Annotated in this window: 30 protein-coding genes and 1 tRNA gene; 8 read left to right on the top strand and 23 right to left on the bottom strand. The window is 50.4% G+C overall.

The window, feature by feature from the left end:
* Nucleotides 1-113: 113 nt before the first annotated feature.
* The 8 genes from R50912_RS19335 to R50912_RS19370 all read right to left on the bottom strand — a co-directional run bounded on the left by R50912_RS19335 (nucleotide 114) and on the right by R50912_RS19370 (nucleotide 6,814).
* The gene (locus R50912_RS19335; RefSeq protein ID WP_042237177.1) at nucleotides 114-500 is read right to left on the bottom strand and encodes a YraN family protein; all 387 of its coding nucleotides are present in this window, start codon (nucleotides 498-500) and stop codon (nucleotides 114-116) included.
* Nucleotides 497-799: an EscU/YscU/HrcU family type III secretion system export apparatus switch protein gene (locus tag R50912_RS19340; protein ID WP_042237178.1), complete on the bottom strand. Its 303-nt coding sequence runs from the start codon at nucleotides 797-799 to the stop codon at nucleotides 497-499. Before R50912_RS19340 ends, R50912_RS19335 begins: the two co-directional genes overlap by 4 nt.
* Nucleotides 796-3,012, bottom strand: coding sequence for a hypothetical protein (locus tag R50912_RS19345; protein ID WP_042237179.1), 2,217 nt, complete (start codon nucleotides 3,010-3,012; stop codon nucleotides 796-798). The genes R50912_RS19340 and R50912_RS19345 overlap by 4 nt, the downstream gene beginning before the upstream one ends.
* Nucleotides 3,013-3,080: 68 nt before the next feature.
* Complete coding sequence (locus R50912_RS19350) at nucleotides 3,081-3,692, bottom strand: ribonuclease HII (protein ID WP_042242746.1); 612 nt, start codon at nucleotides 3,690-3,692, stop codon at nucleotides 3,081-3,083.
* Nucleotides 3,693-4,313: 621 nt separating this feature from the next.
* Complete coding sequence (gene ylqF, locus R50912_RS19355; RefSeq protein ID WP_039309356.1) at nucleotides 4,314-5,174, bottom strand: ribosome biogenesis GTPase YlqF; 861 nt, start codon at nucleotides 5,172-5,174, stop codon at nucleotides 4,314-4,316.
* Between the two features lie 29 nt (nucleotides 5,175-5,203).
* On the bottom strand, nucleotides 5,204-5,824 hold the full coding sequence (lepB, locus tag R50912_RS19360; RefSeq protein WP_042237180.1) for a signal peptidase I: 621 nt from the start codon (nucleotides 5,822-5,824) through the stop codon (nucleotides 5,204-5,206).
* A 205-nt stretch (nucleotides 5,825-6,029) separates the two neighbouring features.
* Nucleotides 6,030-6,374, bottom strand: a complete 345-nt coding sequence (gene rplS / locus R50912_RS19365) for a 50S ribosomal protein L19 (RefSeq protein ID WP_039309361.1) — start codon at nucleotides 6,372-6,374, stop codon at nucleotides 6,030-6,032.
* Nucleotides 6,375-6,520: 146 nt separating this feature from the next.
* A complete protein-coding gene (locus tag R50912_RS19370; RefSeq protein ID WP_042237181.1) occupies nucleotides 6,521-6,814 on the bottom strand; it encodes a hypothetical protein in 294 nt (97 codons plus the stop codon).
* A 266-nt stretch (nucleotides 6,815-7,080) separates the two neighbouring features.
* Here R50912_RS19370 and R50912_RS19375 point away from each other — a divergent pair, with 266 nt between their 5' ends.
* Nucleotides 7,081-8,031, top strand: coding sequence for a hypothetical protein (locus R50912_RS19375; protein WP_042237182.1), 951 nt, complete (start codon nucleotides 7,081-7,083; stop codon nucleotides 8,029-8,031).
* 108 nt (nucleotides 8,032-8,139) lie between these two features.
* Here the strand turns inward: R50912_RS19375 and R50912_RS19380 are convergent, their stop codons facing one another.
* Nucleotides 8,140-8,397, bottom strand: a complete 258-nt coding sequence (locus R50912_RS19380) for an LSm family protein (RefSeq protein ID WP_042237183.1) — start codon at nucleotides 8,395-8,397, stop codon at nucleotides 8,140-8,142.
* Nucleotides 8,398-8,626: 229 nt separating this feature from the next.
* Between R50912_RS19380 and R50912_RS19385 the strand changes: the two genes are divergently transcribed.
* A complete protein-coding gene (locus tag R50912_RS19385; RefSeq protein ID WP_042237184.1) occupies nucleotides 8,627-8,827 on the top strand; it encodes a hypothetical protein in 201 nt (66 codons plus the stop codon).
* A gap of 68 nt (nucleotides 8,828-8,895) precedes the next feature.
* Here the strand turns inward: R50912_RS19385 and R50912_RS19390 are convergent.
* The 9 genes from R50912_RS19390 to R50912_RS19430 all read right to left on the bottom strand — a co-directional run bounded on the left by R50912_RS19390 (nucleotide 8,896) and on the right by R50912_RS19430 (nucleotide 16,389).
* Nucleotides 8,896-8,974, bottom strand: a tRNA-Pro gene (locus tag R50912_RS19390).
* Between the two features lie 921 nt (nucleotides 8,975-9,895).
* Nucleotides 9,896-10,684 (bottom strand): tRNA (guanosine(37)-N1)-methyltransferase TrmD, encoded by a 789-nt coding sequence (gene trmD / locus R50912_RS19395; RefSeq protein WP_042242748.1) that lies wholly within the window; start codon nucleotides 10,682-10,684, stop codon nucleotides 9,896-9,898.
* Nucleotides 10,684-11,208, bottom strand: a complete 525-nt coding sequence (rimM, locus tag R50912_RS19400; RefSeq protein ID WP_042237185.1) for a ribosome maturation factor RimM — start codon at nucleotides 11,206-11,208, stop codon at nucleotides 10,684-10,686. Before rimM ends, trmD begins: the two co-directional genes overlap by 1 nt.
* A 93-nt stretch (nucleotides 11,209-11,301) precedes the next feature.
* Complete coding sequence (locus R50912_RS19405; RefSeq protein ID WP_019910364.1) at nucleotides 11,302-11,532, bottom strand: KH domain-containing protein; 231 nt, start codon at nucleotides 11,530-11,532, stop codon at nucleotides 11,302-11,304.
* Between the two features lie 22 nt (nucleotides 11,533-11,554).
* Complete coding sequence (gene rpsP / locus R50912_RS19410) at nucleotides 11,555-11,827, bottom strand: 30S ribosomal protein S16 (RefSeq protein WP_039309374.1); 273 nt, start codon at nucleotides 11,825-11,827, stop codon at nucleotides 11,555-11,557.
* A 388-nt stretch (nucleotides 11,828-12,215) separates the two neighbouring features.
* Nucleotides 12,216-13,604 carry a signal recognition particle protein gene (gene ffh, locus R50912_RS19415; RefSeq protein ID WP_042138192.1) on the bottom strand — a complete coding sequence of 463 codons (1,389 nt, stop codon included), beginning with the start codon at nucleotides 13,602-13,604 and terminating at the stop codon, nucleotides 12,216-12,218.
* 21 nt (nucleotides 13,605-13,625) lie between these two features.
* The gene (locus tag R50912_RS19420; RefSeq protein ID WP_039309377.1) at nucleotides 13,626-13,982 is read right to left on the bottom strand and encodes a putative DNA-binding protein; all 357 of its coding nucleotides are present in this window, start codon (nucleotides 13,980-13,982) and stop codon (nucleotides 13,626-13,628) included.
* 148 nt (nucleotides 13,983-14,130) lie between these two features.
* Nucleotides 14,131-14,778 carry a PAQR family membrane homeostasis protein TrhA gene (gene trhA, locus R50912_RS19425; protein ID WP_042237186.1) on the bottom strand — a complete coding sequence of 216 codons (648 nt, stop codon included), beginning with the start codon at nucleotides 14,776-14,778 and terminating at the stop codon, nucleotides 14,131-14,133.
* Between the two features lie 93 nt (nucleotides 14,779-14,871).
* Nucleotides 14,872-16,389, bottom strand: a complete 1,518-nt coding sequence (locus R50912_RS19430) for a carboxypeptidase M32 (RefSeq protein WP_042237188.1) — start codon at nucleotides 16,387-16,389, stop codon at nucleotides 14,872-14,874.
* A gap of 276 nt (nucleotides 16,390-16,665) precedes the next feature.
* Here R50912_RS19430 and R50912_RS19435 point away from each other — a divergent pair, with 276 nt between their 5' ends.
* The 3 genes from R50912_RS19435 to R50912_RS19445 all read left to right on the top strand — a co-directional run bounded on the left by R50912_RS19435 (nucleotide 16,666) and on the right by R50912_RS19445 (nucleotide 18,144).
* The gene (locus R50912_RS19435) at nucleotides 16,666-17,244 is read left to right on the top strand and encodes a beta-class carbonic anhydrase (protein ID WP_039309384.1); all 579 of its coding nucleotides are present in this window, start codon (nucleotides 16,666-16,668) and stop codon (nucleotides 17,242-17,244) included.
* Between the two features lie 187 nt (nucleotides 17,245-17,431).
* Nucleotides 17,432-17,857, top strand: a complete 426-nt coding sequence (locus R50912_RS19440) for a membrane protein (RefSeq protein WP_042242751.1) — start codon at nucleotides 17,432-17,434, stop codon at nucleotides 17,855-17,857.
* Entirely contained in the window at nucleotides 17,857-18,144 is a 288-nt protein-coding gene (locus R50912_RS19445; RefSeq protein ID WP_039309385.1) for a YxcD family protein, read from the top strand. Before R50912_RS19440 ends, R50912_RS19445 begins: the two co-directional genes overlap by 1 nt.
* 201 nt (nucleotides 18,145-18,345) lie before the next feature.
* Here R50912_RS19445 and R50912_RS19450 read toward each other — a convergent pair whose 3' ends face one another.
* Both R50912_RS19450 and R50912_RS19455 read right to left on the bottom strand, forming a co-directional pair.
* On the bottom strand, nucleotides 18,346-18,699 hold the full coding sequence (locus tag R50912_RS19450) for a hypothetical protein (protein ID WP_042237189.1): 354 nt from the start codon (nucleotides 18,697-18,699) through the stop codon (nucleotides 18,346-18,348).
* A 203-nt stretch (nucleotides 18,700-18,902) separates the two neighbouring features.
* Nucleotides 18,903-19,742: a DegV family protein gene (locus tag R50912_RS19455; RefSeq protein ID WP_042237192.1), complete on the bottom strand. Its 840-nt coding sequence runs from the start codon at nucleotides 19,740-19,742 to the stop codon at nucleotides 18,903-18,905.
* A 240-nt stretch (nucleotides 19,743-19,982) separates the two neighbouring features.
* On the opposite strand from R50912_RS19455, the gene R50912_RS19460 reads away from it, so the two are divergent.
* Entirely contained in the window at nucleotides 19,983-20,213 is a 231-nt protein-coding gene (locus R50912_RS19460) for a hypothetical protein (protein WP_042237194.1), read from the top strand.
* Nucleotides 20,214-20,335: 122 nt separating this feature from the next.
* Here the strand turns inward: R50912_RS19460 and R50912_RS19465 are convergent, their stop codons facing one another.
* Together R50912_RS19465 and R50912_RS19470 are read right to left on the bottom strand one after the other, a co-directional pair.
* Nucleotides 20,336-21,319 carry an aldo/keto reductase gene (locus tag R50912_RS19465; protein WP_042237196.1) on the bottom strand — a complete coding sequence of 328 codons (984 nt, stop codon included), beginning with the start codon at nucleotides 21,317-21,319 and terminating at the stop codon, nucleotides 20,336-20,338.
* A gap of 87 nt (nucleotides 21,320-21,406) precedes the next feature.
* Nucleotides 21,407-22,267 (bottom strand): aminoglycoside phosphotransferase family protein, encoded by an 861-nt coding sequence (locus tag R50912_RS19470; RefSeq protein ID WP_052416499.1) that lies wholly within the window; start codon nucleotides 22,265-22,267, stop codon nucleotides 21,407-21,409.
* Between the two features lie 164 nt (nucleotides 22,268-22,431).
* Here R50912_RS19470 and R50912_RS19475 point away from each other — a divergent pair, with 164 nt between their 5' ends.
* Complete coding sequence (locus tag R50912_RS19475) at nucleotides 22,432-23,241, top strand: alpha/beta fold hydrolase (protein ID WP_042237202.1); 810 nt, start codon at nucleotides 22,432-22,434, stop codon at nucleotides 23,239-23,241.
* A gap of 112 nt (nucleotides 23,242-23,353) precedes the next feature.
* On the opposite strand, the gene R50912_RS19480 is transcribed toward R50912_RS19475, so the two are convergent.
* On the bottom strand, nucleotides 23,354-24,040 hold the full coding sequence (locus R50912_RS19480; RefSeq protein ID WP_042237204.1) for a metal-dependent hydrolase: 687 nt from the start codon (nucleotides 24,038-24,040) through the stop codon (nucleotides 23,354-23,356).
* Nucleotides 24,041-24,246: 206 nt separating this feature from the next.
* Here R50912_RS19480 and R50912_RS19485 point away from each other — a divergent pair, with 206 nt between their 5' ends.
* The gene (locus R50912_RS19485) at nucleotides 24,247-25,035 is read left to right on the top strand and encodes a PaaX family transcriptional regulator C-terminal domain-containing protein (protein ID WP_042237207.1); all 789 of its coding nucleotides are present in this window, start codon (nucleotides 24,247-24,249) and stop codon (nucleotides 25,033-25,035) included.
* The last annotated feature ends 56 nt before the right edge of the window (nucleotides 25,036-25,091 follow it).

The following is a 25,091-nucleotide window of genomic DNA, read 5'->3' on the forward strand; positions in this document are numbered from 1 at the left end:
TGACATTAAAAGTTACACTAATGTTTACCCATTTCTTTCGAGAAATGACCCATGGAGCCCATGATATGTCAAGGATAAATAAGCAGAATCGTTGAATGCAGGCAAAAAAAGAGCTAAAATGCCTCACGGATATGCCGTAGTGAAGCAATACTTAAATCTCTATTTAGCTGTACGGCGATTACATCAAAGGAAATCACCGCATCATGCAGACCCTGCATATGTAAATACACCTGGGCTGTATTTCTCACCTGGCGGATTTTGCGTTCATCCACTGACTCCTCCGGGGTTCCCTGCACACCTGCCCTGCTCCGGCTGCGCACTTCAATGAAGACAATTCCCTCTTCATATTCAGCAATAATATCAAGCTCTCCGCTGCGGCAGCGCCAGTTGCATTCCCTGATTATGTATCCCCGGGAGGACAGATACAGACTTGCCGCCTGCTCGGCAGCAGTCCCTTTTTGCCTGCGGGTATAATTCGTCCCGTCCGCCCCGTGACTCACTTCGGTCTCCGTTCCCCGGCAGAACGGTCACTCTGATACACATAACTCAGAATCTCCGCGACCAGCTGGTACAACTGAGGCGGAATCTGCTGATCCAGATCCAGCTTAGAGAGGACCTCCACCAGCGCGGCATCCTCCTGCACCGCAACCCCGTTTTCCTTGGCTTTTTGCAGAATGATATCGGCTACCGAGCCTAGTCCTTTAGCAACAACAACCGGTGCTTCGCTTTGGCCGGGGATATATTTAAGGGCAACCGCCTTTTTGAGGTTCTGTGAAACCTTATGTTCAGACTCACTCATATGCGGTAATCGACTCCTTTGTAGGAATCCGGAACATAATCGGACTGTTTGGCAGGAGCTGCAGCCGTACTCAGCTCGGGCAACGGCTCCGTGCGCAGGCTGGACAGCTGATATCCTATAGATTCAACTGCTGTCTTAATGTCCTCACGGCGCCCTTCCAGCAGCTCCAGCACCCAGGGTTCATTATTATGCAGCTTAAGGCTGACAATCCGGTCAACGACCTGTACATCCACCATAGTCTGGCCGAGCTGCTTCATATCCAGATCAAACCACAGGCGGCAGTTCGCCGCATCCAGCTCGCCTTTGCGGCCGCGCCGGGACTGGATATGGACGGAAGCCGTCTCCTGGCCGTCCGGCCCCCGCAGCGGCAGGAACATCGTCACCTGTGCGAACGGCGCGGTGCGGTCTGTATTCAGCAGCAGCTGTTGTCCTGTCAGCTGCTGCACCAGCTGGCCCGCGGCTTCCTTGACCGCGGGCGGGACCTCGCTGCTGCCGAGAACCTGCAGCAGCACGCCCTTGAGCGTACCGGCGGCATCCTCCGCGCCGCCGGACGCTCCTTGCAGCGCCGCAGCCGGCAGCGCTGCCTCACGCCCCTGCGCGGCCGCGGCAACGCCGCCGCGCACAGCCTGCTGCTCGTGCTCCGCACCGAGCAGCTTCAGCACCCGCCCCACCCACGACTCCGTGTCGGGGGCGGGTGCCGTGCCCTGCTGCGGCTGCGCAGCCGCAGCAGAGGCGTCCCCGCGCGGCGCAGCGGGGACTTGCCCTTGCCCCGCCGGTGCTGGCGGGGCGGCATTGCCCTGCGGCGGCTGTGCAGCCGCAGGTCCTTCGCCCGCCGCGCCGGAGGCGGGCGGGGCTGTGGCGAGCTGCGGCAGCGTGCCGCGCAGCTCGGTGAGCACGCCCTGCAGCTTCGCGAGCAGGGCGGCCCCCGATACAGTGCTCTGCGGCTGCGGACCACTGCTTACCTGCGCAGCGGCACCCGCGCCTTCCCGCACGCCTGCGGCTTCGTTCCGGCCAGCCGCAGCAGCTCCCAAGCCTTCCCGCACGCCTGCGGACACGTTCCGGCCAGCCGTAGCCGCTCCCGCACCTTCCCGCGCTGCTGTGGCCTCGTTCCGGCCAGCCGTAGCCGCTCCCGCACCTACCGGGTCAGTGCTGCCGCTTCCACTGGCCACCCTCGCTCCCGCAGGCGCAGCTCCAGCAGGCTCTGCACCTCCTGCGGACACAGCCTTATTGGCGGACGCCACCTCGGAAATCGGCAGTTTCTGCGCCGGGCCTCCAGGCAGCTCCCCCTCTGCTGCAGCATCTGCATTCAAAGCTGCAGCCGTCTGTACTGGATTGCCTGTTGCTTGCGTATTGCCAGCACTGCCGCTACCATTATTACTCCCAGTGTTGCTTACCATTCCTGATCCAGACTGGGTTTCTAGAGAACCGGCAGTTCCCGAAGGAACATTATTACCTGTAGCGCCAGCTCTCACTGCCGGAAGGTCAGCATCTGCATGGGTTCCCGGCAGCACACCAGCCGTTACCGTACCGGTCGCAGAAGCTTGGGTGCCTCCTGTGAGCACACCTGCCGCAGGTTTATTCCCCCCTGCCGCTTCTGCTCCCTTACCAGCATCACCCTGCTGCGCCCATACGTTCAGCTCAGATTCCAGCGTTGCCAGCAGCTGATGCAGCTTCGGCCCGAATACTGCCTGCTGCAGCCCCTTCACCGTCTCAGCTGTAACCGGCAATCCGCGCTTCACGGAGATGACGGCCGCTTCCAGCCATTCCGAGGCTGGTACACCAGGCGGCTTGGCATTCATGACCGCATCCAGCTTCGCCGCCGTCTCTTTGGTCAATCCCAATCCGCCGGACTGCATCGCCTGAATAATCTCCCGCCCTGCCTTCGAATTCGTAAGGCCAAGCGATTCAATAGCTTCCCCCATACTCTGCGGTGAAGCCAGGGCCGCTTCACCAAGAGAGACCGGCTTCAGCACCGGTAAGCCATTCTCACCGGGTGTACCCACTTGCAGGTTCATTGTCTGTCCAGGCGTAAGCGGTGTTTCCAGTTCAGCACGGACAGGAGTCCCCTGAATCTGGACCACGGCTTCCTTGCCTGAATCAGACACGCTGAGTACAACGCCGCGAACAACCTGACCTTCCTTAAGCTCTACAGATTTAGGCTCTCCCGCCTTGCTGTCCCCGAGCAAGCCGCGAATGAGTGATCCGATATTCATGTTGTCCGCCTCCTGTCTCTTCTATTTAATATCGGAATTATCTGTCCTTTTGATAACTGCTTATATCCTTAGAACAATGTCTGCTGTTCAGCAAGAATATTACCGATGAAGCTGCGCCGGTGCATAGGCGTTACACCCAGCGTCTTAATCTGTTCACGGTGCAGCTTGGTTGCATATCCTTTATGTAATTTAATCCCGTAATCCGGGTATAATTCCTCCCACAAGCCTTCACAGAGCCGGTCGCGTGTAACCTTAGCTACAATCGAGGCGGCAGCAATCGACTGGCTGCTCGCATCCCCCTTGATGATCGAACGCTGCGGCAAAGGCAAGTCCACTTTCTCTGCATCAATCAGCATATAATCGGGCTGCTGGATTAATCCTTCAACTGCCTTGCGCATAGCCAGACGCGAAGCCTGCTTAATATTTATTTCATCGATCACCGTTGATTCTACATGCCCTACACTTACCGCCAGTGCCTGATCCATAATAATCTCATACAAGGCGTCACGCTTCTTGGCCGACAGCTTCTTGGAATCATCCACACCTTCAATAATCAGCCCGGCCGGCAATATTACTGCAGCAGCCACCACATCCCCGAACAAGCAGCCTCGGCCCACTTCATCCACACCTGCAATGTGCTGATAAGACAGCTCCCAGCCTTCTTTTTCATACAACAGCATATCTATTGTGCTCACTTCTACCCACCTGCCAATCAGCAATTTATCCGGTTCCTCTACTAGCCAGCTTAACATACGTGGCCATTACGGTCATCCGTCATTATAATGATTTTTTGACTTGAAGCTTAGCCTTCCCTGCGGTGAACATTTCGATTTCCAGCCGCTGCCCGCCACCAGTTTTCTTGATCTATTCCGCTGTTCGCAGTTGAATTCGGTAAACTAAACCGCCCGCTAGCGCTCGTACAAGACCAAAATTCTCTCTGTTTTTTTCGCTTTCGTTAATTCTCGCTTGTCATTAAATAGTCGGGGTAATTACTGCATCATATCAGTCTCCCGATTAACATTCCTGCACCAAATAAACATTCTCTTCACTATTTCCGCCCCAATCGAAAATTGTTGTATAAAATTGCAGCATTCCCCCTCCTCCAAGCGACTCAACGGGATTATTGTTGTATTTCATACAACAATCCAGCAAAACATCCAGTTATCCATAACCCAAAGCTGCATTAAGTACACCATTTCTCCGCACTCACCCGTTCTCATCTCCAACTCCCGTCCTGCACGCAAAAAAAGAGCCAGTCCACAAACTCGGATGGCTCTTCCATTCCACAATTCAATCTTAAGTTAAGGCGTCTCCAGCGTAAAGCGTCCAAGCTTGCCGGCGCGCAGCTCATGCAGGAGTGCGCGTGAAGCCTTCTCCAGATCTACGCGTCCACCGCTGAGCAGACAGCCCCGTTTACGTCCTACCGCTTCCATCACGGCAACGATTTCGTCCGGGTTTTCCAGATCCTCAGGCAGCTTGTCGATGCCGAAACGCTCCTGGAACCGGCTGCCGTAATCCTTCACCAGATATTTTACCGCATAGAACGCGATATCCTCAATGTTCAGGATTTCTTCTTTGATTGCTCCGGTTACCGCCAGCTTATAGCCTACAACCTGGTCCTCGAACTTCGGCCAGAGGATACCCGGGGTATCCAGAAGCTCCAGATTCCCGCCTGTTTTAATCCATTGCTGGCCCTTGGTGACCCCTGGACGGTCTCCGGTAATCGCGATACTTCTGCCCGCCATCCGGTTAATGAGTGTCGATTTGCCTACGTTGGGAATACCGACGATCAATGCGCGCATTGCCCGCGGGTTGATTCCCCTGGAAATCTGCCGGTCAATCTTTTCCTTCAACAGCAGCTTGACCTGCTCAGGAATCTCCTTAATGCCTGTCCCCGTAGAAGCATCTACAGGGTAGGCAACATGGCCCTGTTCCTTGAAGTAAGCAAGCCACTTGCGCGTTGCTTCCGGATCGGCTAGATCCGCTTTATTCAGTATAATCAGCCTTGGCTTATCCCGCAAAATATCGTCAATCATCGGATTGCGGCTGGAAAGCGGCAGACGGGAATCAAGCAGTTCTATTGCAATATCAATCAGCTTCAGCTTATCCTCAATTTGCCGTCTAGCCTTCGTCATATGACCAGGAAACCATTGAATGGCCATTGCCGTCACCTCCTTTGACTTCTGTCAGCTTAATGGTTAATTAATGTAATATCTTTGACCGGCCAGAAAATAAGGTCCGCACGGCCGACAATATCACCCAGCGGCACATAACCGATCATCCGGCTGTCTGTACTGTCTGAGCGGTTGTCCCCCATCACAAACACGTGTCCTGCGGGCACTGTGCCATCCGTAAAGTCTTCATTAGGGAAGTTCTTATTGTTGTACAAAGAGTTGTTATTATGCGCATCATCAATTGCGCCTTGGATATACGTCTCATTTACCGGTTCGCCGTTCACAGTTACGACATCCCCTTCAACTTTTACCGTATCGCCCGCTACACCGATGACACGTTTAATGAAGTCTCTGCCTTCAGACGGCACATGGAATACGATGACTTCACCACGCTGAGGTTTACGAATATCATAGAGAATTTCATTAACAATAACCCGTTCGCCAGTATGGAAGTTAGGCTTCATGGAAGGTCCATCCACGATAAATGGTTTGAACAAAAGCCAGCGTATTAGTATAACCAGAACCAATGCAATCGCAATCGCTTTAATCCATTCCAGGACTTCATTCTTAGGCTTCTGGGGGCTCTGGCTGTTAGATTCTGTAATCTCTCCTTGCCCTGGCTGCAAATCCTGCTGCATAGTTCACCGTCCTCTCCATATGTTGTTATCTCCACTATACAATACAAAAAAACTCCTGCCAAAAACTCCCCCGCGATTACTCCTTCAGGAGGCCTTTTCGGAGAAGCTGTTCCTAAGGCACATATTTCTTAATTCATTGTTTTGATTACATAGTAAGAATAAACGAAAGGGGCTTGAATTCAAGCCCCTTTCACTTGCCGCTATTCTAGCGACGGATTTCTTTAATTCTTGCAGCTTTACCGCGCAGTTCACGAAGATAGTACAGCTTCGCACGACGAACTTTACCACGGCGAGCCACTTCGATTTTCTCGAGCTTAGGGGAGTTGATTGGGAATGTTCTTTCCACACCAACACCATAAGAGATTTTACGAACTGTAAAAGTCTCACCGATACCACCGCCGCGACGTTTGATTACAACGCCTTCGAACAACTGGATCCGTTCACGAGTTCCTTCGATAACTTTTACATGCACCTTCAAAGTGTCACCCGGGCGAAAACTCGGGATATCTTTGCGAAGTTGCTCTTGCGTAATTGCTTGTAGGATATTCATTTAGGACTTCCTCCTTCCGTACAGGTGTTCTTGCCTCTTCCGGAGAGCCATTGCTCTCCCTCATTATCCGCAGAGGACCACCGTATTCCACACAACAGAAATAATATTATCACAAAAGACAGGCCTATGCAATATATATTTATTCTTCAAAGCGGCAGCATATCTCGTTTCTTCGCCTTAACCTTGCAATCCTTGCAGAGTCCGACCACACTACCGTTATCCTGGGCATAAAAAACCAGTTTGCCGTTTTTCTTCTTACAGGAAGAGCAAAGCTGATCTGCAGTGTTCTGCTTAGCCTTGCGGTGCCCTTCCATAGATATTACGTTGCTGGCTTTAACCATTCTTGGTGCCTCAGACTGCTCCCTGTTCGTCCGGTTGCGGGATATTACATAAACAACTGCACCAACCAACAAAATAATGAAGACCGCCGCATATTGCATTTGGCTCATCCGCTCCTCTGACTTCATCAGTCAAAATAGTAAACAGACCAGGCTCAGCCTTACCTTCTGTGCCGGTCTGTTCCAGATTCCGGTCTTTAGATCTAACGCTAGTTTAACATATTGCTGCATCAAAATGTAGTCAACAGGCTTACTGGACTATGGTCCAGTACAGCAACCCGCCGCCAGCCCGTTATCCATCTATTTTCCATAATATATAATAATGAATATACATAAGCAAATCACTAACCTTCAGGAGGGTATATATATTGAAGAAAAATCACAACACCGCAATTATTGCAGCAGTAGCCGTCTTCTCCATCGCTTTACTGGCCGGATGCAGGGACCTTCCCGGCAAAGAGGCAGCAGATCATCAGCTGGAGCAGCGTCTGTCCGGAAACTTCCAGCAGGAGGCCGCAGAGGCGGTTAAGCAGAGTCTTAGCAAGGCAACGGTCACGCTAGGAGATGCAGTCCAGACAACAACGGATAGGATTGAACAAAACATTATTGATGAGGGCATCAGCAGGGAATTCTCCACGTCCCTACCGGCGGGTTCAGCTACTGAATTTAAGCTTGATAATGTTCTGGGTGAAATCACCTTAGTTCCCGCATCCGGGGACGAGATTGTTGTCAAAGCCACCGTCGTTGTCCATGAACGTACATCTAACGACGACGCCTCCAAGGTACTTGACCACGCTGAAGTATCGATTGAACATAAAAGTGGCGTGCTGACCGTCTCTACTCACGGAGAGAATAGTCCGAAGAAGAATCTCTGGGACTGGTCACAGAAGGAATACGGGCATTCAGACTTCAGTATTAATTATGTAGTTGAGCTTCCGGATACAGTGAACCATATTGAGATCAATAATAATGTAGGCTCCACACAGCTTCGCGGTATGCAGGGTACCTTTGATATCGTCAGCAATATCGGAAGCATCATCCTTCAGGATACTGTTTTTACAGGCAAATCTTCTATTAAGTCAAATACAGGAAGTATCGAGCTTGGTATTTCCGGTATGGATAGCGGCAGCAGTCTTAAAGCTACAAGCGATATAGGTAAAATATCCGCCGATCTCGCCAGTTCAGTGCAATGTACTGTGGAAGCTGAGAGTGAGCTTGGTCATATAGCCGGCGCTTCCGGCGGCAAGCAGGATTATAACGGTGGCGGTCCGCTGGTAACACTAACAACCCAGATTGGAGCAATATCCGTTAATAACTAGACATTCCTTATGGATTTGGATCAAATATTCTCTTCGGCTCTGGCAGCCGGTACACAAAAAGTGGGCGTTCCTGTTTTCCAGGAGCCCACTTTTTAATTTGTGCTATGATCAGATCAGCGCAATGGCCAGCAATGTAAATAGGCTGAGTGTAAGGATTTCGCTGCCATAACCGAAGTACCCTCCATAATAATTCCCCGCGCCCCCCGGATAGAATGCCGAAGTTTTCATTTTGCCGTTGCCTTTTGTTTTCAGGTACACATTGTTCTGGTCCACATCCACAATAACCCCTTCATGACGTTTGCCGTCAGTGGTCAAAATGCGCACCCGCTTATTTTTGCAATGGAGACAATTATAATAAGCTTCCATCTGCTGATTCCTCCTCAATCGTATTTCTGTATCTTATGAGGGGAGGGATAAGCCGGCAACGGCAATCGCCATGAGGCAAATGTCTATAATTATATTAGCTGTGAATTCAAGAACTTGTGAACATTGTGTATCATTTTCCGAAGAAAAGGGGTATTATTAAGATAATAATACGAATTGAAGCGCTTACGATTGTGAACAATAGTCTACAATTCATAAGGAGGCAGGAATCATGAGCACAGCAGGCAGACGTTTCATTAATGAAGGAGTACTTCGTATCGCCTGGTTCATCATATTCACATCGCTCACCTACACGGTGCGCAATTATACTTGGGCTATAGTACTGCTTATGGTTGTTGCTGTATATTCGCTGGTCACCGGGATCATCATGCTTACCCGCCAGGATAGGGATAGGGACAGGGGTAGAGCTTAACCGGCGTTAATCGCATAAAAGTTAAAAACACTTCCACAGAGCTAACCGCCCTGACGGAAGTGTTTTTTTGGATCGGAGTAACAGGATTCGAACCTGCGGCCTCATCCACCCCAAGGATGCGCGCTACCTGGCTGCGCTATACCCCGACAGCTATGTATGCTTGCCTACGAAATAAGATACGCCCCCTCTTTTAACATTATGCCGGAAGGCGGTTACTTCCTGTTTATTTTTATATATACCGCAGAATTATTTTACTTTCAAGTACCTTATATATTTATTTTTTAAACTATTATTCAAATTTTATGGATTTTTCATATAAGCTATGCTATACTCTTGGCACAAGGAAAGGAGGTGCGTTCACATCAAGCATGACATGCTGAACGTATCCCTTACCCGGACCAACGGCTGAATCACTGGCCCTGGTGGCGCGGGATACGGATCAAAGTTACAAACTAGCGCCTCGGGTAAAAAGACCGTCTACGGACGGTCTTTTTTTATGGGATCAGAATATAGACGGGTTATTTTGCGTCTATAGACCTGTTCCTCTATAATCCATCACAAAATAAATAACCGCTAAAGCCAGCGTACCTTAGGTCCGTCTGTCTTTAGCGGTTATTTGTGTGCTCTGCTACAGTATCACTGAGCCTATTGAACCTGCTGCCAGGGTCTTGTTCATTCCTTGAGTTAGAGGGTTACGATTTACGATTCTTATAGAAATCAATAATATCGCTTACTGTGCGGAGCGGCTCCGCCTCCTTGTGGACAGTGTCCACGGCTGGCTTGAAGGGTTCATGCGTATTCGTAGTCACTTTCAGTCATTCCTTTCGATAATTAAGCTAGCTGCGTCTAAAGCTGCATGTATGATCGCGGCACCTCTATTCATTACCCTAAAAAAAGGGCATTAACGCACATTTGCTCTTATTTTTTGTGTGAATCTTCTGTGTCTGCTAATTTGTTCTATGGATTTGATCAGTCTCCACTTCTCAGCACATAACAAAAAACGCCTCCCTAACGTAATATACGTTAAAAAGACGCTATCTATGACTCTTCTCCGGGCCCAAATTTCATTTATTTGTTATTCAGGCTTGCCTGCTCCTGCAGCCGCTTCAGTGTCAGCTTATCTTTCGCAGAAAGCTCTGCTGTCTCCAGCAGATCCGGTCTGCGCTCAAGTGTGCGCTGCAGCGCCTGCTCGCGCCGCCATACCTCAATGTTGGCATGATGTCCGCTCAGAAGCATATCAGGCACCTTCCAGCCGCGGAATTCCGCAGGACGGGTATAATGCGGATATTCCAGCAGCCCCGTGCTGAAGGAGTCCGTTACTGCAGAGGTCTCGTTACCCAGTGCCCCCGGCTGCAGCCGCACTACCGAGTCAATGACGGTCAGGGCAGGCAATTCGCCGCCAGTCAGTACATAGTCGCCAATTGATAGCTCGTCCGTCACCAGATGCTCGCGGATCCGCTCATCGTAGCCTTCATAATGGCCGCAGATGAAGATCAGATGCTGCTCCTGCGCCAGCTCCTCGGCGATCTGCTGATTATACGTCTGGCCCTGCGGACACATGAGAATTATCCGGGGCTTCGCCGGCGGGTCTATAGCGGATTCAGCCGCACCTGCTTCAGCGCTGGTCCAGGCCAGCACATGCTCTACCGCCGCAAAGATCGGGTCTGGCTTAAGCACCATCCCCCCGCCTCCGCCATACGGCGTATCATCTACGCTGTTATGCTTGTTTCCTGAGAAATCACGGAAGTTCACGGCATTCAGCGATACGATGCCTTTGTCACGGGCTTTGCCGAGTATGCTTGTGCCGAATACACCTTCACACATCTCCGGAAAGAGTGTCAGCACATCAATCCGGATCATGGAAGCAGCCCTTCCATAATGTGCACCGTGATTTTTTTGGCCTCGATATCGACGTCAAGTACTACATCATTGATGACCGGAATCAGAATATCCTGGCCTTTGGCCGGCTTCACCACCCAGACGTCATTGGCACCCGGCTGCAGAATTTCCGTGATTGTACCCAGCGGCTGGCTGGCGTCTTCATCGGTGTACACTTCACAGCCAACGATTTGGTGGAAGTAATATTCATTCTCCGGCAGTTCCACCAGGTCATCGCTTGGCACTTTAAGCATACTGCCCTTATATTTCTCAACCTCATTAATATTGGTATAGCCCTTCAGCTTGGCTATATACATACCTTTGTGTTCTTTCGCGGATTCTACGGTCACCTCAAATCTCGGGCTTCCGTCCGCCGGAATCAGCAGCAGCTTTTTGCCGGGTGCAAAGCGCACTTCCGGGAAATCGGTATGCGACAGGATTTTGACCTCTCCGCGGATACCGTGGGTATTCACCAGTCTGCCTACTGTTAACTCTTCCGTCATGTGATCCTCTCCTTTGACAAAGTTTCGAACTTTATATATTTCAACAAAAAGGAGCCGGGATATACTATCCCTAGCCCCTCATTGTACGCACACTTAAGATAAAATATCTACGGTAACGCGTTTATCGCTCTTGACTGCTGCAGATGTAACTACGGTACGAAGCGCTTTGGCGATCCGCCCCTGCTTGCCGATGACCTTACCGACATCATCAGGATGTACGGAGAGCTCATAGACAATCAGGTGATCCTTCTCCACGGTCCGTACGGTCACATCCTCTGGATGATCCACTAAAGCCTTAGCAATAACACCAACTAATTCTTCCATAGAGGACCCTCGCAATCAGTCATTATTTCTGTTGCTTCAGCTCATGGAACTTCTTCATCACGCCAGCCTTGGAAAGCAGGTTGCGGACGGTATCAGATGCTTGTGCACCTGTTTGAAGCCATTTAAGAGCTTTTTCCTCATCAATCTTAACGATTGCCGGTACTTCAATCGGATTATAATAACCGATTTCCTCGATAAAACGACCGTCACGAGGGGACCGGGAATCGGAAACCACTACACGGTAGAAAGGCGCTTTATGTGCTCCCATTCTTTTCAAACGAATACGTACTGCCACGAAATTCACCTCCTTATAAGAATATCGGAAATTTGGAAACGGTTTGGGAAACCCTTTTCGATCCCTCCCAAACCCTCCCTTCCAAGGGAGGGCCCCAAGGGCTCTGCCCTCTGGACACCCGGCTAAGTGCAACTAGCGTAGGCGTTCAGACTGGCGGGACCTTGAGATGTTGGAGCAGGAACGCTTTTCTTCCCTGCGGGATACGCTTGACTGCGGCGTTACCTTGATACAGGGTAAAGATTTTAAGATCAAGAGATTAAGATCAAGAGATTAAGATCAAAACCCTTACGATCATCTGATATTGTACTATGTCTGATCTATAAAGAACAAAACCCTTGCGATCATCTGATGTTGCACTATATCTGATCTATGGTAAACCTTATTAAGATTAACGGAAAGGGAACTTCATACCGCCCTTGCCGCCAAGGCCTTTAAGCTGCTTCATAGCGTTCTTCTTGCCGCCCTTGCCTCCGCCGCCCATCATGCCGGAGAACTGCTTCATCATCTTGCGCATTTCATCGAACTGCTTGATGAGCCGGTTAACCTCGGCGACGTTGGTACCGCTGCCGGCAGCGATACGCTTGCGGCGGTTATGGTTGATGATCTCAGGCTGGGCCTTCTCGGCCTTGGTCATGGAATGAACAATGGCTTCGACGCGTCCCATCTGCTTATCGTCAACCTTCAGATCCTTCATGCCCTTGGCTTTGTTCATGCCAGGCAGCATATCAAGAATCTGGTCGATCGGACCAAGCTTCTTGACCTGATCCATCTGCTCCAGGAAATCATCGAACGTAAATTCCGCATTACGCATCTTACGTTCCATTTCCTTCGCTTTCTCGGTGTCGATATTGGCCTGAGCCTTCTCGATCAGCGACAGCATGTCGCCCATGCCGAGGATCCGTGATGCCATACGTTCCGGATGGAACGGCTCCAGTGCATCGATCTTCTCGCCAAGAGCGGCGAATTTGATCGGGCAGCCGGTTACGGCCTTGACGGACAACGCAGCACCACCACGGGTGTCACCATCAAGCTTCGTCAGCACTACGCCGGTAAGCTCCAGCTGTTTGTTGAAGCTGTCAGCCACATTCACGGCATCCTGACCGGTCATGGCATCGACTACAAGCAGCACTTCGTCAGGAGTTACGACGTTATGTATCTGCTTCAGCTCTTCCATCAGCTCTTCATCAATATGCAGGCGGCCTGCAGTATCGATAATGACATAATCAAGGTTGTTGTCCTTCGCATGCTGAACACCTTGTCTGGCAATTTCCACCGGACTTGTCTGATCACCCAGCGAGAAGACCGGAACCTTGATTTGCTCTCCCAGCACCTGCAGCTGCTTGATCGCCGCAGGACGGTAGATGTCAGCCGCTACGAGCAGCGGGCGGTGATTGCCCTTCTGCAGCAGCTTCGCCAGCTTGCCCGAAGTGGTTGTCTTACCCGCACCTTGCAGACCTGTCATCATAATGACGGTCGGCGGCTTGTTCGACTTCGCCAGCTTCGCCTGGCTTCCGCCCATCAGCTCAGTCAGTTCCTTATTAACGATGTCGATAATGACCATGCCTGGCGTGAAGCTGTCCATCACTTCCTTGCCGACGGACTTCTCTTTCACCTTGGACACGAAGTCCTTGACGACTTTGAAGTTAACATCGGCTTCCAGAAGGGCCAGCCGCACTTCGCGCATGGCTTCGTTAACGTCTTCTTCGGACACTTTCCCTTTGCCGCGCAGTTTGCTGAACACATTCTGCAATCTTCCGGTTAAACCTTCAAATGCCATATGCGGCTTGCTCCCTTCATGCTACTCTAACCTCTGCAAACGATCCACGATGTCCGTGAACCGCAGTTTATATTGCTCAGGCAGCATCCCATTGTCCGGCAGTCTGCGCAGTTCTTCTAAATATCTGTTGCGGTCTTCATGTTTGGACAGCAGTCCAAGCTTCTCTTCGTAATTCTCAAGAACTTGCTCTGCCCGCTTAATATGCTCATACACAGCTTGACGGCTGATTTCAAATTCCGCTGCGATCTCTCCCAGGGAGAAATCATCGTGGAAATAATATTTGAGAAACGTTTGCTGCTTGTCAGTAAGCAGCCGTTCGTAGAAAGCAAATAACAGGTTGATCCGGTTGGTTTTCTCGAGCCTATTCTCCTGACTCATTAAGGGCACTCCCTTCGTCAAGGAAAAACACTTTACAGCTTCACAACGTCCCTTATGATACCGAAAACAAAGAAAGATGTCAAGCCTTTTTGCTTGTCATCTTTTTCTTTGCCCGAAACCGGCATTTCGGAGGTAAATTCCGGCCTGCTTAGTGAATCGGCAGGATGTATATGAATACAACGAAGAAGTGAAGAATCGTCCCTGCAAGCACGAACAAATGCCAGATGGCATGATGGTACGGGAAGCCGCGCCACACATAAAAAACTGTGCCAAGCGTATACAGCAGACCGCCTACCATCAACAGAGTCATGCCGCCGCTGGCTACAACCTCAGACAGAGGGCTCCAGGCGATCACGATCATCCAGCCCATGGCGATGTAGAATATGGTCGACATGAACAGGAATTTTTTGACGAAAAACGCTTTGAAAAAGACGCCGAATACCGCTACTCCCCAGGCGATTCCGAATAAAGTCCAGCCCAGCGGCCCCCGGATCGCCACCAGCATAAAGGGTGTATACGTTCCGGCGATAAACAAATAAATCGAGGAGTGGTCGAGGAATTCAAAGAAGTCCTTCGCCTTGCCGTCCCTGAGACTATGCACCATTGTTGAATTAAAATACAGCAGCAGCATAGTTACCCCATATATGGAGAAACTGACAACATGCCAGGCCGTACCATTCTGGACAGCATATACGACCAGCAGAACCAGCGCAGCAATACTTAATACTGCACCAATCCCGTGTGTAATCGCGTTCGCAACCTCTTCCTTGCGGCTGTAAGTGTGAGTATTAGCCATCCCACTATTCCTTCCATTTGCGGTTTCCTTCTATTATAGCTCTTTCCCTGAGGTCCTTCCAGCTTACGGCAGCCGCAAGGAATACTTATCCGTTTACAGCTTGTACAGGTCAGTGTACTTTGCTTCCAGATAATCCGCCAGATAATCCGGATTCAGCGGCTCCCCTGTTACCTGCTCGATAATCTGCGAGGGTGTCAGGCTCTGACCGTAGCGGTAGATTTTGTCGGTGAGCCATTCTTTAATCGGCAGCAGGTTTCCGGCAGCAATCAGCTCCTCGAACTCCGGAAGCTCCTTGCGCAGCGTATTTAGCATTTGGGCTGCGTACATGTTGCCCAGTGAATAAGAAGCGAAATATCCGAAGTCTCCTCCCGACCAGTGAACATCCTGCAGCACGCCAAGCGCATCCGTAGGAGGGGTTATGCCGAGATATTCCTGATACTTCGCGTTCCAGGTCTTCGGCAGATCCTTCACTTCAAGCCCTTCATTGAAAATAAGCTTCTCGATTTCGTAGCGAACAATAATATGCAGGTTGTATGTCAGCTCATCGGCTTCGATGCGTATGAAGGAATTGCCAACACTATTGATGGCGCGGTAGAAATCCTCCATCTCCACATTGGCAAGCTGTTCCGGGAAATGCTGCTGCAAATCACCGTAGTAACGCTGCCAGAAGGCCCGGCTGCGGCCGATCATATTCTCCCATAGTCTGGACTGGGACTCGTGAATCCCCATGGATGCGCCTTGAGCCAGCGGTGTACCCATAATCTCTTGACCGAAATTCTGCTCGTACAGGGCATGTCCGCCTTCATGCAATGAGCTGAAGATCGAACTGGTCACATTATCCAGCAGATAATTTGTTGTGATGCGCACATCGCCGGGATTCAGGCCCGTAGCGAACGGATGCACACTTTCATCCAGACGTCCTGCCTCAAAGTCGTAGCCCATCTGCTCAAGCAGGAAGAGGCCGAACTTCTCCTGCTGCTCTTTGGGGAAAATCTGACTAAGGAATTCCGTATCCGGCTTGTTCGGCGACGCACTGATCGCTTCGGCAAGAGGAACAAGACGGCTGCGCAGACGGCTGAAGATGTCGTCCACTTTGGCCACCGTCAGATCCGGTTCATACATATCCAGCAGCGTATCATAACGTGAGCCTTCTACTCCCCAATAATCGATGAACTCCTGTTTGAACTCAACAATCTTGGTCAGGTAAGGCTCGAAGGAGGCAAAATCATTGTTATCCTTGGCTTCTTCCCAGATGGTCTGGGCATGGGCGGTCAGGACAGAGTACTCCTCGAATTTTTTGGAAGGAATGCTCTTACTGCGGCTGTACTCCTTGCGGGTATCCTTCACGATCTTGTTCTCATTATCGCTTAACTGGCTCATCACTTCCGGACGGCTGAAGAATTCGGTAAAAGCACCGATCTCCTCCGATACCTGCAGTTTGAACGCTTCTGCACTCAGCATGCCAAGCGTGGCTGATCGCATCTCCACACCTTTACGCGGCGCACCTGTACGCAAATCCCAGCCCAGGAGCCCAATAGCTTCATAATAACCTCTGATTTTGGATAATAGCTCTTTAAATTTATCCCACTCTTCTTTGACCAATTGTTCCATTGGTTGAGCACCTGCCCTTGTCTAATTTATCCACTCCTCTTGATGATACTTTTATTAATGGCTATAATCAAATTCAGAATAGACATCTTCAATTTGAAATACTTATATTCTAATGAATACAGTGAACCCGGGGAATTCTGATTACTGACTTTAAGTTCGCGGCAAGAAGATGTAGAATGAATAACAACTTATTGCGTAAGCTTCCCAAGTGGGAGCTGTACGAGGGGATTTCAGAAGAAGTCTATTATCATTTAACTTTGAGGAGGCAGCACGCTCATGAGTCAGGTCACAGAAATTATGAAATTTAACAAGCATTTTGTTGAGGAAAAAGAATACGAAGCCTATCTGACCAGCCGCTTTCCGGATAAAAAAATGCTGATCATCACCTGCATGGATACCCGGTTAGTTGAGCTTCTGCCCAAAGCGATGAATTTCAAGAACGGCGATGTCAAAATCATCAAAAATGCCGGAGCCGTCATCTCCCAGCCGTTCGGAAGCGTAATGCGCAGCGTAATGGTTGCGCTGTATGAGCTGGATGCGGATGAAGTTATCGTCGTCGGGCATTATGAATGCGGCATGGCCTCCCTGAATGCGGACCGGATGATCAATTCTATTAAGGAACGCGGTGTTTCGGAGCAGGTGCTCGACACTTTGGAGAATTCGGGAATTAAGCTGACCAAATGGCTGCGCGGGTTTGACAATGTGGAGGAAGGGGTAATTCAGACTGTGGAGCTGATCAAGCGCCATCCCTTACTCCCCCCAAACGTACCTATTCACGGCATGATCATCGATCCGGCAACCGGAGCGCTTGAGCTTGTCTCGGATGGATACGCGGAGCATAAGGCAACTCTCTGAAACTGCTGTTTGCGTGGATCCTGGATCCACGCACTTTTTTTTGGCCTGCTGGAGCCTTGAAGCCAGTTAACATTTCTATTTGTGATTATTAAAAATTGAAACCTCCTGAGGGTAACCTGCGTATTACCGGGCAGACACACAGAAACTAATGTGAACAAGATGGAGGTTCTCGTATTAAATGAAATCAATGAAACGTGTAATGATGATCGTCATGGCTTTCACTCTATTCTTTGCCGTAACTGCTCCTGACTTTGCAGATGCCCGCCGTGGCGGTGGCTTCAAATCGGGAAGCCGGGGATTCACCACTACCCCGAAGAAATCAACAACAAACAATGTGAAACAAAGTGATAGCACCAAAGGCACCACAGCCGGAAGCACAACGAAGGCAAACCGCGGATTCTTCAGCGGCGGCAGTCTGATGAAAGGCCTAATGATCGGCGGGATCGCAGGCTTCCTCTTCGGTGGAATGTTCTCCGGCATGGGCGCTTTCGGCAATATCATCGGCCTCTTCATTAACATGCTGGCCATTTATCTTGTCGTTATGATGATCATGTCCTTCTTCCGGCGCAGACAGGAACGGCGCAGAATGCAGGAAAGAGACGGGCGTTACTAATGAGTGTTACCGTACTCAGTATGGACGAGATTATCAATGCAATCTGCCTGCATATGGCTGAACGCAAAGCTGTACGGGTGGAGGAAGTCCGGGTGGAGCTTAGCTGGGACGAAGACACCGGCTACACCGCAGAGGTCTGGGTTCAGGGCCGCAGCCAGTTCCTGGTCGAATCCAATTTGATTGAATCGATTCTGCGTTATCTGCACAGCGAATACGGTATCCGCGCTTACCGTGAAAATGTACGCCTGGAGCTGGACGAGGAGATCACCGCTGTTGTTACTATGTAAAACTTGAATACCGTCTGCTGATTCATTCAGCGGGCGGTTTTTTTGTGGTACGCCTAGCATGGGCGTACCACAATAACCGGATCGGCAAGATGCTGATCCGGTTATTTTTCCATGTGCAGGTTATCCCCTTTACTCACAGCACTTAATACAATAACCTCAGTATTCAATCGCGCATTCGGGCAACTCTCGGCCCGCCCCGCCTCAGATTAACGAAATAGCCAGCAGTTCGAATAATACCAGCGGCAGGATGACATTATTATTCACTGGCCCCGGAAAGGGATAACCTGGACCTGGATAAGGCTTGTAGTACGGATTATAGTATCCGCGTCCCATTTCTGTAGTTATAGTCACCGTGAGGTACAGATGTTTGTTATCCATGCCGGCAATGGTGCCTTCATGCATCTGTCCATCGATGGTCTGTACCTTCACATTATGGTTCAAATAAGGCTTGCATGACTGGTGCAGAGACTCGCGGACACCGTGCAGATGCTGGACCACCGCAGGGTCTGCCTGATAGATAACCGCCGTTTGCGGGCCACTATGATATGTCGACATGAATGTTTGACCTCCGTATAAATGGATTTGCTACATTCTATGCACATGCCCAGCCCAGGGTGCCTAGCCGCTGCCGTCCCTCCACCCCGCTTCCTGTAATTCCTCCGCCTCTATACCAAAGCAAACTAAAAAGCCGTACACCGGAAAGTCCTTGTATACGGCTTAGCTATTCACTTATTCTCCATTAAATCTGCTGCAGCAGCCTAAAAAGCAACGCCGATTCCGCCTTGTCCTGCATATGTACCCATCACAGGTCCCATGGTGGACAGCAAAATTTCTTTGAAGGGATGCTTCTCCAGAATACGCTTCTTGATCTCCAGCGCCAACGCCTCACAATTGCTGTGAACAATGGCGATCACCGCCTGTTCATAATCATGCTGCTTCTGATCCAGCTTCGCCAGCAGATGAGTCAGCGCCTTAGGAAGTCCCCGGGTCTTCTCGACCACTTCAACAGTTCCCTCATCGCTGATCTTCAGCAGCAGCTTAATGTTCAGTACAGAAGCCACGGCACCGGAGATCCGGCTCAGCCGCCCGCCTTTGATCACATTCTCCAGAGTATCCAGTGTGAAATAAGCAGTGGTTTCTTCAACCTTGTGCATTACTTTATCTTTCAATTCAGCCAGACTTGCTGCCGTCAGCGACCATTTCGCTGCCATAGCCACAATCAGTGTCAATCCGCCTGAAAAAAGCTTGGAATCTATAATTTCAATCGCATTCGGATGTCCTTCTTCCTCGTACATCTCCTTGGCGATCATTGCGGTCTGATAAGTACTGCTGATATTAGAGGACATGCAGATGACCATAATGTCAGTGCCTGCTTCCACTTGTTTGAAATTGTCCAGGAATACCTGCGGACTTGGGCTTGCCGTAGTCGGCAACTCCTTCGCTTCATGCATCTTCGCATAAAAGGTCTTCGCGTCCGTATCATATGGCATGAGTTCATGTCCGAAATGAACCGGTAAGTGAACAATGGAAATGTCGTACTGCTCTACGTAATCTGGGGGTAAATCGGAACCGCTATCCGTAATAATCTTGATGGGCATCAGAGTGCTCTCCTTTCAATTCTATACTAGTATAGTCACCTTTTATGTAAACCAATAGTACAATTTATAACTTGTCAAAAGCATTTTTTTGTGCTCAGTGTTATTTTTCACAGCTCAGCAGACTATTCTCCCTGAAGGATTGTGACTCTCTGCGGCTACCCATAGCTGCATCAGGTTCTTTCTTAACTTCCCGTCTTATGATATGGTTTATGCATAAGTGAATAGAAATGGAGTGTAACGATGAGCAAGAACAGAGTGTGGAACAGAGGCAAACATAATGGTGCCGGCCTGTCCAAAAAGACCCCCGCTAACGTAGAATCCGAAGGCGCAGCAGATACGGCTCCGTCAGAGGACATCAGCCCCCTGGAGACTCCGAATCCGCGGATTGATACGGTGAAGCCGATGAACCGCAGCAATTGGGTATCCAGACCCGCCCGCGTGAAGCCGCAGAACCCTGAGCGCAATAAGTAGCTTGCCTTGTATAGGCAGCAGCTGAAGATTACCTGCATCCAAAAAAGAGGATCCGCATGCCTTACGCGGCTCCTCTTTTATCATAAAACGCACACTCTTAGCTGGTTCCCGAAGTGCAGCTGCTATAGATTCAAGCTTCTCATACTTTGCTCCGGATAACGCATGCCCGAGGCAGCCCCTTGAGGCGCAGCCTCATCAATCTGCTGCAGCTCCTCAGCGGTCAGCTCTATATCCAGTGCACCTACGTTCTCTTCCAGATACTTCGTCCGTTTCGTTCCCGGGATCGGCACGATGTCCTCCCCTTGCTTCAACAGCCAGGCCAGCGCAAGCTGCGAGGGCTCGCAGCCTTTCCCGGCAGCAATCTGCTTGATGCGTTCCACAAGATCCAGATTCTTCTTGAAATTATCCTCCTGGAAGCGGGGGGAGTTGCGGCGGTAATCGTCCTCGGCCAGATCCTCGAAGCTCTGAATCTGTCCGGTCAGGAAACCGCGTCCCAGCGGACTGTACGGCACGAAGCCAATCCCCAGCTCGCGGACAAGCGGCAGAATCTCGTCCTCCACCTCACGGCTCCACAGGGAATATTCGGTCTGCAGCGCCGTTACCGGATGAATGGCATGAGCGCGGCGGATAGTAGCCGGCCCTGCCTCAGACAGCCCAATGTAGCGGATTTTGCCTGCTGCAACGAGATCGGCCATCGCACCAACGGTTTCTTCAATGGGCGTGTTCGGATCTACCCTGTGCTGATAATATAGATCAATATGATCAACGCCAAGCCGCAGGAGACTGGCATCGCAAGCCGACTTCACATAGTCCGGACGGCCATTGATGCCGAGCATCTGCCCTTCCGGACTGCGCACATTGCCGAATTTGGTCGCCAGCACAAGCTCGTTCCGTTTGCCTTTAACCGCTTTGCCGACCAGTTCCTCATTCCTTCCCACACCATACATATCTGCCGTATCCAGAAAAGTAACGCCCAGGTCAATAGCCCGGTGAATCGTGCGGATGGATTCCGCTTCATCCCGGCCGCTGTAGAAATCGGACATGCCCATGCAGCCCAATCCTAATGCGGATACCTTCAGTTTACCGCCTAACACTCTAGTATTCATTCCCTGCCTCCGCCTCCCGGTTTGAAATTGAACGCTTGTCTTCCCAGATCATACCACAATCAAGTTTGAATATCATTCTGCGTTGCTTCAGAGCAGGCCCTCCGGCAAATATGAATTCCGCCTCAGGACAGTCTGTACAACTGAAAGTGTATCTTGAAACACCGGAATACCTGTAGTTCTATGCAGCTGGAGCCAGCGCAGACAAGCCAGCGCCTCGAATAGCTCAAGCTCTGCTGCTGAGTAACTGCTTTTGGCGAGAAATGCCGCACGGTAGACTTCTGAGTACTGCTCCCCCGCATAGATCCGGAGGATTAGAATAGACCAGGCTATATCATATCTAGGATCGCCCAGCTGGACATTCGTCCAGTCAATAATGGTGTATGATCCGGCTGCCTCCAGAATATTGCCCGCATGGTAGTCTCCATGAATCAGATGATGCGAGGTTATTCCAGCCTTGTCTGCCAACCCCAGCGCCAGCCTTCTGATCTCCGGCTGACCTCCCCACTCCGGGAAGAAGTAATCTGCGAAATCATATGCGGGTACGTTTATTCTGGTTAAAGATTCGCCCGGAAGGTTATGTATATCCAGCAGATTTTCTGCTATGGCTGTAAGAATTGAGGGATTCGCTTCCTTGAGGGGCACACCGTCGAAGCTGGTTAACAGCACCTGATTGTCCTCAGGGTCCAATCCCCAGGCATACGGCTGTGACACCGCGCAGCCGTGCCTGTACATCTGCTCCAGCACTTTATATTGAAGAGAGATATCCGGCCGGGAATCCCGGTTCCATATTTTGAACACAAGCTCAGTATCCGGCATTGTAACTTTGTACACCTCGGCTTCCAGCCCGCCCTTAAGCGGGGTTATAACTGCCTCACCAGCGTTACCCAGTAGCAACTCACACTCTGTACTTCGATCTTTCCAGCGGACATTGCTTAGAATATTATTCATGGTTATGAACCTTCCTTTCGGTTGAATTTCTTATGAATGATTCCTTTACGCCTTGCATTATGCAGCTGCTGTAAATTCAATTGCTTGTATTCTAGGCACTTTCCTCAGGCGCCTGAATAATATATCCCAATTAAACAATACAACGGATAAATGAGGGAAGCTATATGGAACATTGGATCAGAGTCGAACCGAACGTGAAGATTTATATTAATGATATCAACCCTCTGGGCAGCCGAACGATTCTCTTCATCCATGGCTGGCCTGCTAACCACCAGATGTTCGAATATCAGTACAACCAGCTGGTGCCGATGGGCTACCGTTGCATCGGGATGGACATGCGGGGATTCGGCAAATCGGATAAACCGCTGGGCCGGTACGACTACAACCGCTTAGCTGATGACATCCGCTGTGTGATCGGAGCTTTGGGACTGCAGGATATTACGCTCGGCGGGCATTCAACCGGCGGAGCCGTAGCGATCCGTTATATGGCCCGGCACCAGGGATATGGTGTCTCCAGGCTTGCACTATTCGCTTCGGCAGCCCCCAGTCTGATTCAGCGGCCGGGTTTCCCTTACGGGACGACCAGAGAAGCTATTGAGCAGATCATTCAGACTACTTATGAGGATCGTCCCAAGATGCTGCATGATTTCGGAGAAATTTTCTTCTATCAAAAAGTATCGCAGCCGTTCTCAGACTGGTTCTTCCAATTAGGGCTTGAGGCCGCAAGCTGGTCTACCATCGCTGTCTCCAAAGCCTGGCTTGAGGAAGAGCTGTTTGATGATCTTCCCCGGATACTGGTGCCTACGCTGATTCTGCACGGTATTCATGATCAAGTGTGCTTTTTCCCGCTGGCTGAGGCACAGCATCAAGGAATCCGTAATTCGGTACTGATCCCCTTCGAGAATAGCGGCCACGGCTTATTCTATGACGAACGCGACAAATTCAACCTGGAGCTATCCCGGTTCGCCAAGTAGAGTCATCCGCCATATAACAACAGCCGTTTCTTTGCGGAAGCAAAAAAACGGCTGTTTAGTCATTTTAAATCACGTATCAGTTAGTTCATCCTTAATCTTTCTGTATCCAACCTTACAGCTCCAGCGTCTCTCCATAAGCAAGTGCTGTACCACGGATTCCCGCATCTTCCAGCGCCTGGACGAAAGCTCCCGCATCCTGGCGGATCGGCGGGAAGGTGTTGTAGTGTACCGGCAGCACACTCTTGGCCCCCAGCCATTTCGCAGCAAGGAGTGCATGCTCAGGTCCCATAGTGAAATGCCCGCCGATCGGCAGAATCGCCAGATCAATCTCGTACAGCTCCCCGAACATTTTCAGATCACTGAATAGCCCAGTGTCTCCCGCATGCAGGATAGTCCGTCCCTCAGCCTCAATAATGAAACCCGTAGGTGTGCCTCCATAGATGCGCTGTCCGTCTTCGAGTGTAATACTGGAGGTGTGGAAGGCATGGATCATCGTCGCTTTGGCAAAACCAAGATCCACCGTCCCCCCAATGTTCATGCCAATCGTCTTGGCACCCTTCCCTTCGAAGTAAGAAGCTAATTCCACAGTGGCTACAATTGGGGCGCTATTGCGCTCAGCAATCGGTGCAGCGTCCAAAATGTGGTCCCCATGAGCGTGCGTCAACAGCACGGCATCTGTCTTAATATCCTCGACCTTCGTGACAGCAGCGGAATTGCCGCTAATGAACGGATCGATAATCAGTGACTTGCCGTTCACCTCAATTTGCACACAGGAATGGCCGTGGTAGATAATTTTCATAGATTGTCTCTCCTCTTCGTTGTTATTTTCAATGGGCATTAAGCGATTGAATCGTGCAAAAACCCAAAGTTTACGTTACAATGACACCAAGCTGCTCTGAAACCAGACATGCTAGTGAATCGATACAATATAACTATTTTTAATACGTTCGTTCGTTTTTATGATATATTCATTTCTGCCAGCTGTCAAGAGAGGTGTGAAGAACATTGCTGTCCGTTGAGAAAACCATGCTGTTCCTGGTATCCAAGGTGGAGCAGATGGGCGCCCAGCAGTTTGTTGAGATTTACGAGCAAAGGGGATATACCTCCACCTATATCCGCAATGCCCTGTCCCGTCTGAAAAAGGAAGGCTATATCGCTTCCCCGTCACGCTCCTGGTACAACGTTACTGCCGAGGGCCTCGCTTACATTAGAGCGATTAACAGCAAGCCCGCCCGGTATCAGGAGCAGTGGGATCACACCTGGGATGTGGTCATGCTGGAGGTTCCTGAATCTGAACGCAAGAAGCGCGACCAATTCCGTACGGCGCTCGGACAGCTGGGCTATGGTCTTCTATATAACAGTGTGTACATTTCACCTTGGAACTATCGCGATGAAGTCGCAGCGTATATCCAGAAGCTGGAGCTGGAAGGTAAGGTGTCCATTCTGCAAGGCCAATTCCAGGAAGGCTCCATTACACCGCACAAAGCACAAGCGATCTGGCATCTGGACGAAATTGAAGCCATGTATCAGCTAAAATCGGTCTGGCTGCAGGAAGAATTCGTTCCATCTTTACACGAAGCTCTCCATGCGGGTCAGCCTCTGCAGCTATTCCTGCTATATTTGCAGATGGGAGAGGAGTTAAGCGGGCTGTTTATGGCCGATCCTTATCTCCCGGATGAACTGCTGCCGGACCATTGGCCGGGTAAACGGATTATTGCTGCCATGAACGAACATATGCGTAGAGCCGCACAGGCAATTCCTGCGGATTCGTTCTATGCCCCTTTCGTCCGGTAAGATATTCTTGGCAAAGCACTTAACACAAAGAGCAGCCCAAACCGCAGGCTGCTCTT

The organism is Paenibacillus sp. FSL R5-0912, from assembly GCF_000758605.1.
Lineage (GTDB): Bacteria > Bacillota > Bacilli > Paenibacillales > Paenibacillaceae > Paenibacillus_AQ.

Coding starts and splice junctions, on each gene's coding strand:
- R50912_RS19430 (WP_042237188.1), bottom strand. CDS start 16,389: ATGGAACAATTGGTCAAAGAAGAGTGGGATAAATTTAAAGAGCTATTA.
- R50912_RS19445 (WP_039309385.1), top strand. CDS start 17,857: ATGAGTGTTACCGTACTCAGTATGGACGAGATTATCAATGCAATCTGC.
- R50912_RS19385 (WP_042237184.1), top strand. CDS start 8,627: ATGAGCACAGCAGGCAGACGTTTCATTAATGAAGGAGTACTTCGTATC.
- R50912_RS19450 (WP_042237189.1), bottom strand. CDS start 18,699: ATGTCGACATATCATAGTGGCCCGCAAACGGCGGTTATCTATCAGGCA.
- rplS (WP_039309361.1), bottom strand. CDS start 6,374: ATGAATATCCTACAAGCAATTACGCAAGAGCAACTTCGCAAAGATATC.
- R50912_RS19440 (WP_042242751.1), top strand. CDS start 17,432: ATGAAACGTGTAATGATGATCGTCATGGCTTTCACTCTATTCTTTGCC.
- R50912_RS19435 (WP_039309384.1), top strand. CDS start 16,666: ATGAGTCAGGTCACAGAAATTATGAAATTTAACAAGCATTTTGTTGAG.
- R50912_RS19460 (WP_042237194.1), top strand. CDS start 19,983: ATGAGCAAGAACAGAGTGTGGAACAGAGGCAAACATAATGGTGCCGGC.
- R50912_RS19380 (WP_042237183.1), bottom strand. CDS start 8,397: ATGGAAGCTTATTATAATTGTCTCCATTGCAAAAATAAGCGGGTGCGC.
- R50912_RS19350 (WP_042242746.1), bottom strand. CDS start 3,692: ATGCTGTTGTATGAAAAAGAAGGCTGGGAGCTGTCTTATCAGCACATT.
- R50912_RS19340 (WP_042237178.1), bottom strand. CDS start 799: ATGAGTGAGTCTGAACATAAGGTTTCACAGAACCTCAAAAAGGCGGTT.
- R50912_RS19470 (WP_052416499.1), bottom strand. CDS start 22,267: ATGAATAATATTCTAAGCAATGTCCGCTGGAAAGATCGAAGTACAGAG.
- ffh (WP_042138192.1), bottom strand. CDS start 13,604: ATGGCATTTGAAGGTTTAACCGGAAGATTGCAGAATGTGTTCAGCAAA.
- R50912_RS19370 (WP_042237181.1), bottom strand. CDS start 6,814: ATGCAATATGCGGCGGTCTTCATTATTTTGTTGGTTGGTGCAGTTGTT.
- R50912_RS19465 (WP_042237196.1), bottom strand. CDS start 21,319: ATGAATACTAGAGTGTTAGGCGGTAAACTGAAGGTATCCGCATTAGGA.
- rimM (WP_042237185.1), bottom strand. CDS start 11,208: ATGACGGAAGAGTTAACAGTAGGCAGACTGGTGAATACCCACGGTATC.
- R50912_RS19345 (WP_042237179.1), bottom strand. CDS start 3,012: ATGAATATCGGATCACTCATTCGCGGCTTGCTCGGGGACAGCAAGGCG.
- trhA (WP_042237186.1), bottom strand. CDS start 14,778: ATGGCTAATACTCACACTTACAGCCGCAAGGAAGAGGTTGCGAACGCG.
- R50912_RS19405 (WP_019910364.1), bottom strand. CDS start 11,532: ATGGAAGAATTAGTTGGTGTTATTGCTAAGGCTTTAGTGGATCATCCA.
- lepB (WP_042237180.1), bottom strand. CDS start 5,824: ATGCAGCAGGATTTGCAGCCAGGGCAAGGAGAGATTACAGAATCTAAC.
- R50912_RS19480 (WP_042237204.1), bottom strand. CDS start 24,040: ATGAAAATTATCTACCACGGCCATTCCTGTGTGCAAATTGAGGTGAAC.
- ylqF (WP_039309356.1), bottom strand. CDS start 5,174: ATGGCCATTCAATGGTTTCCTGGTCATATGACGAAGGCTAGACGGCAA.
- R50912_RS19455 (WP_042237192.1), bottom strand. CDS start 19,742: ATGCCCATCAAGATTATTACGGATAGCGGTTCCGATTTACCCCCAGAT.
- R50912_RS19420 (WP_039309377.1), bottom strand. CDS start 13,982: ATGAGTCAGGAGAATAGGCTCGAGAAAACCAACCGGATCAACCTGTTA.
- R50912_RS19475 (WP_042237202.1), top strand. CDS start 22,432: ATGGAACATTGGATCAGAGTCGAACCGAACGTGAAGATTTATATTAAT.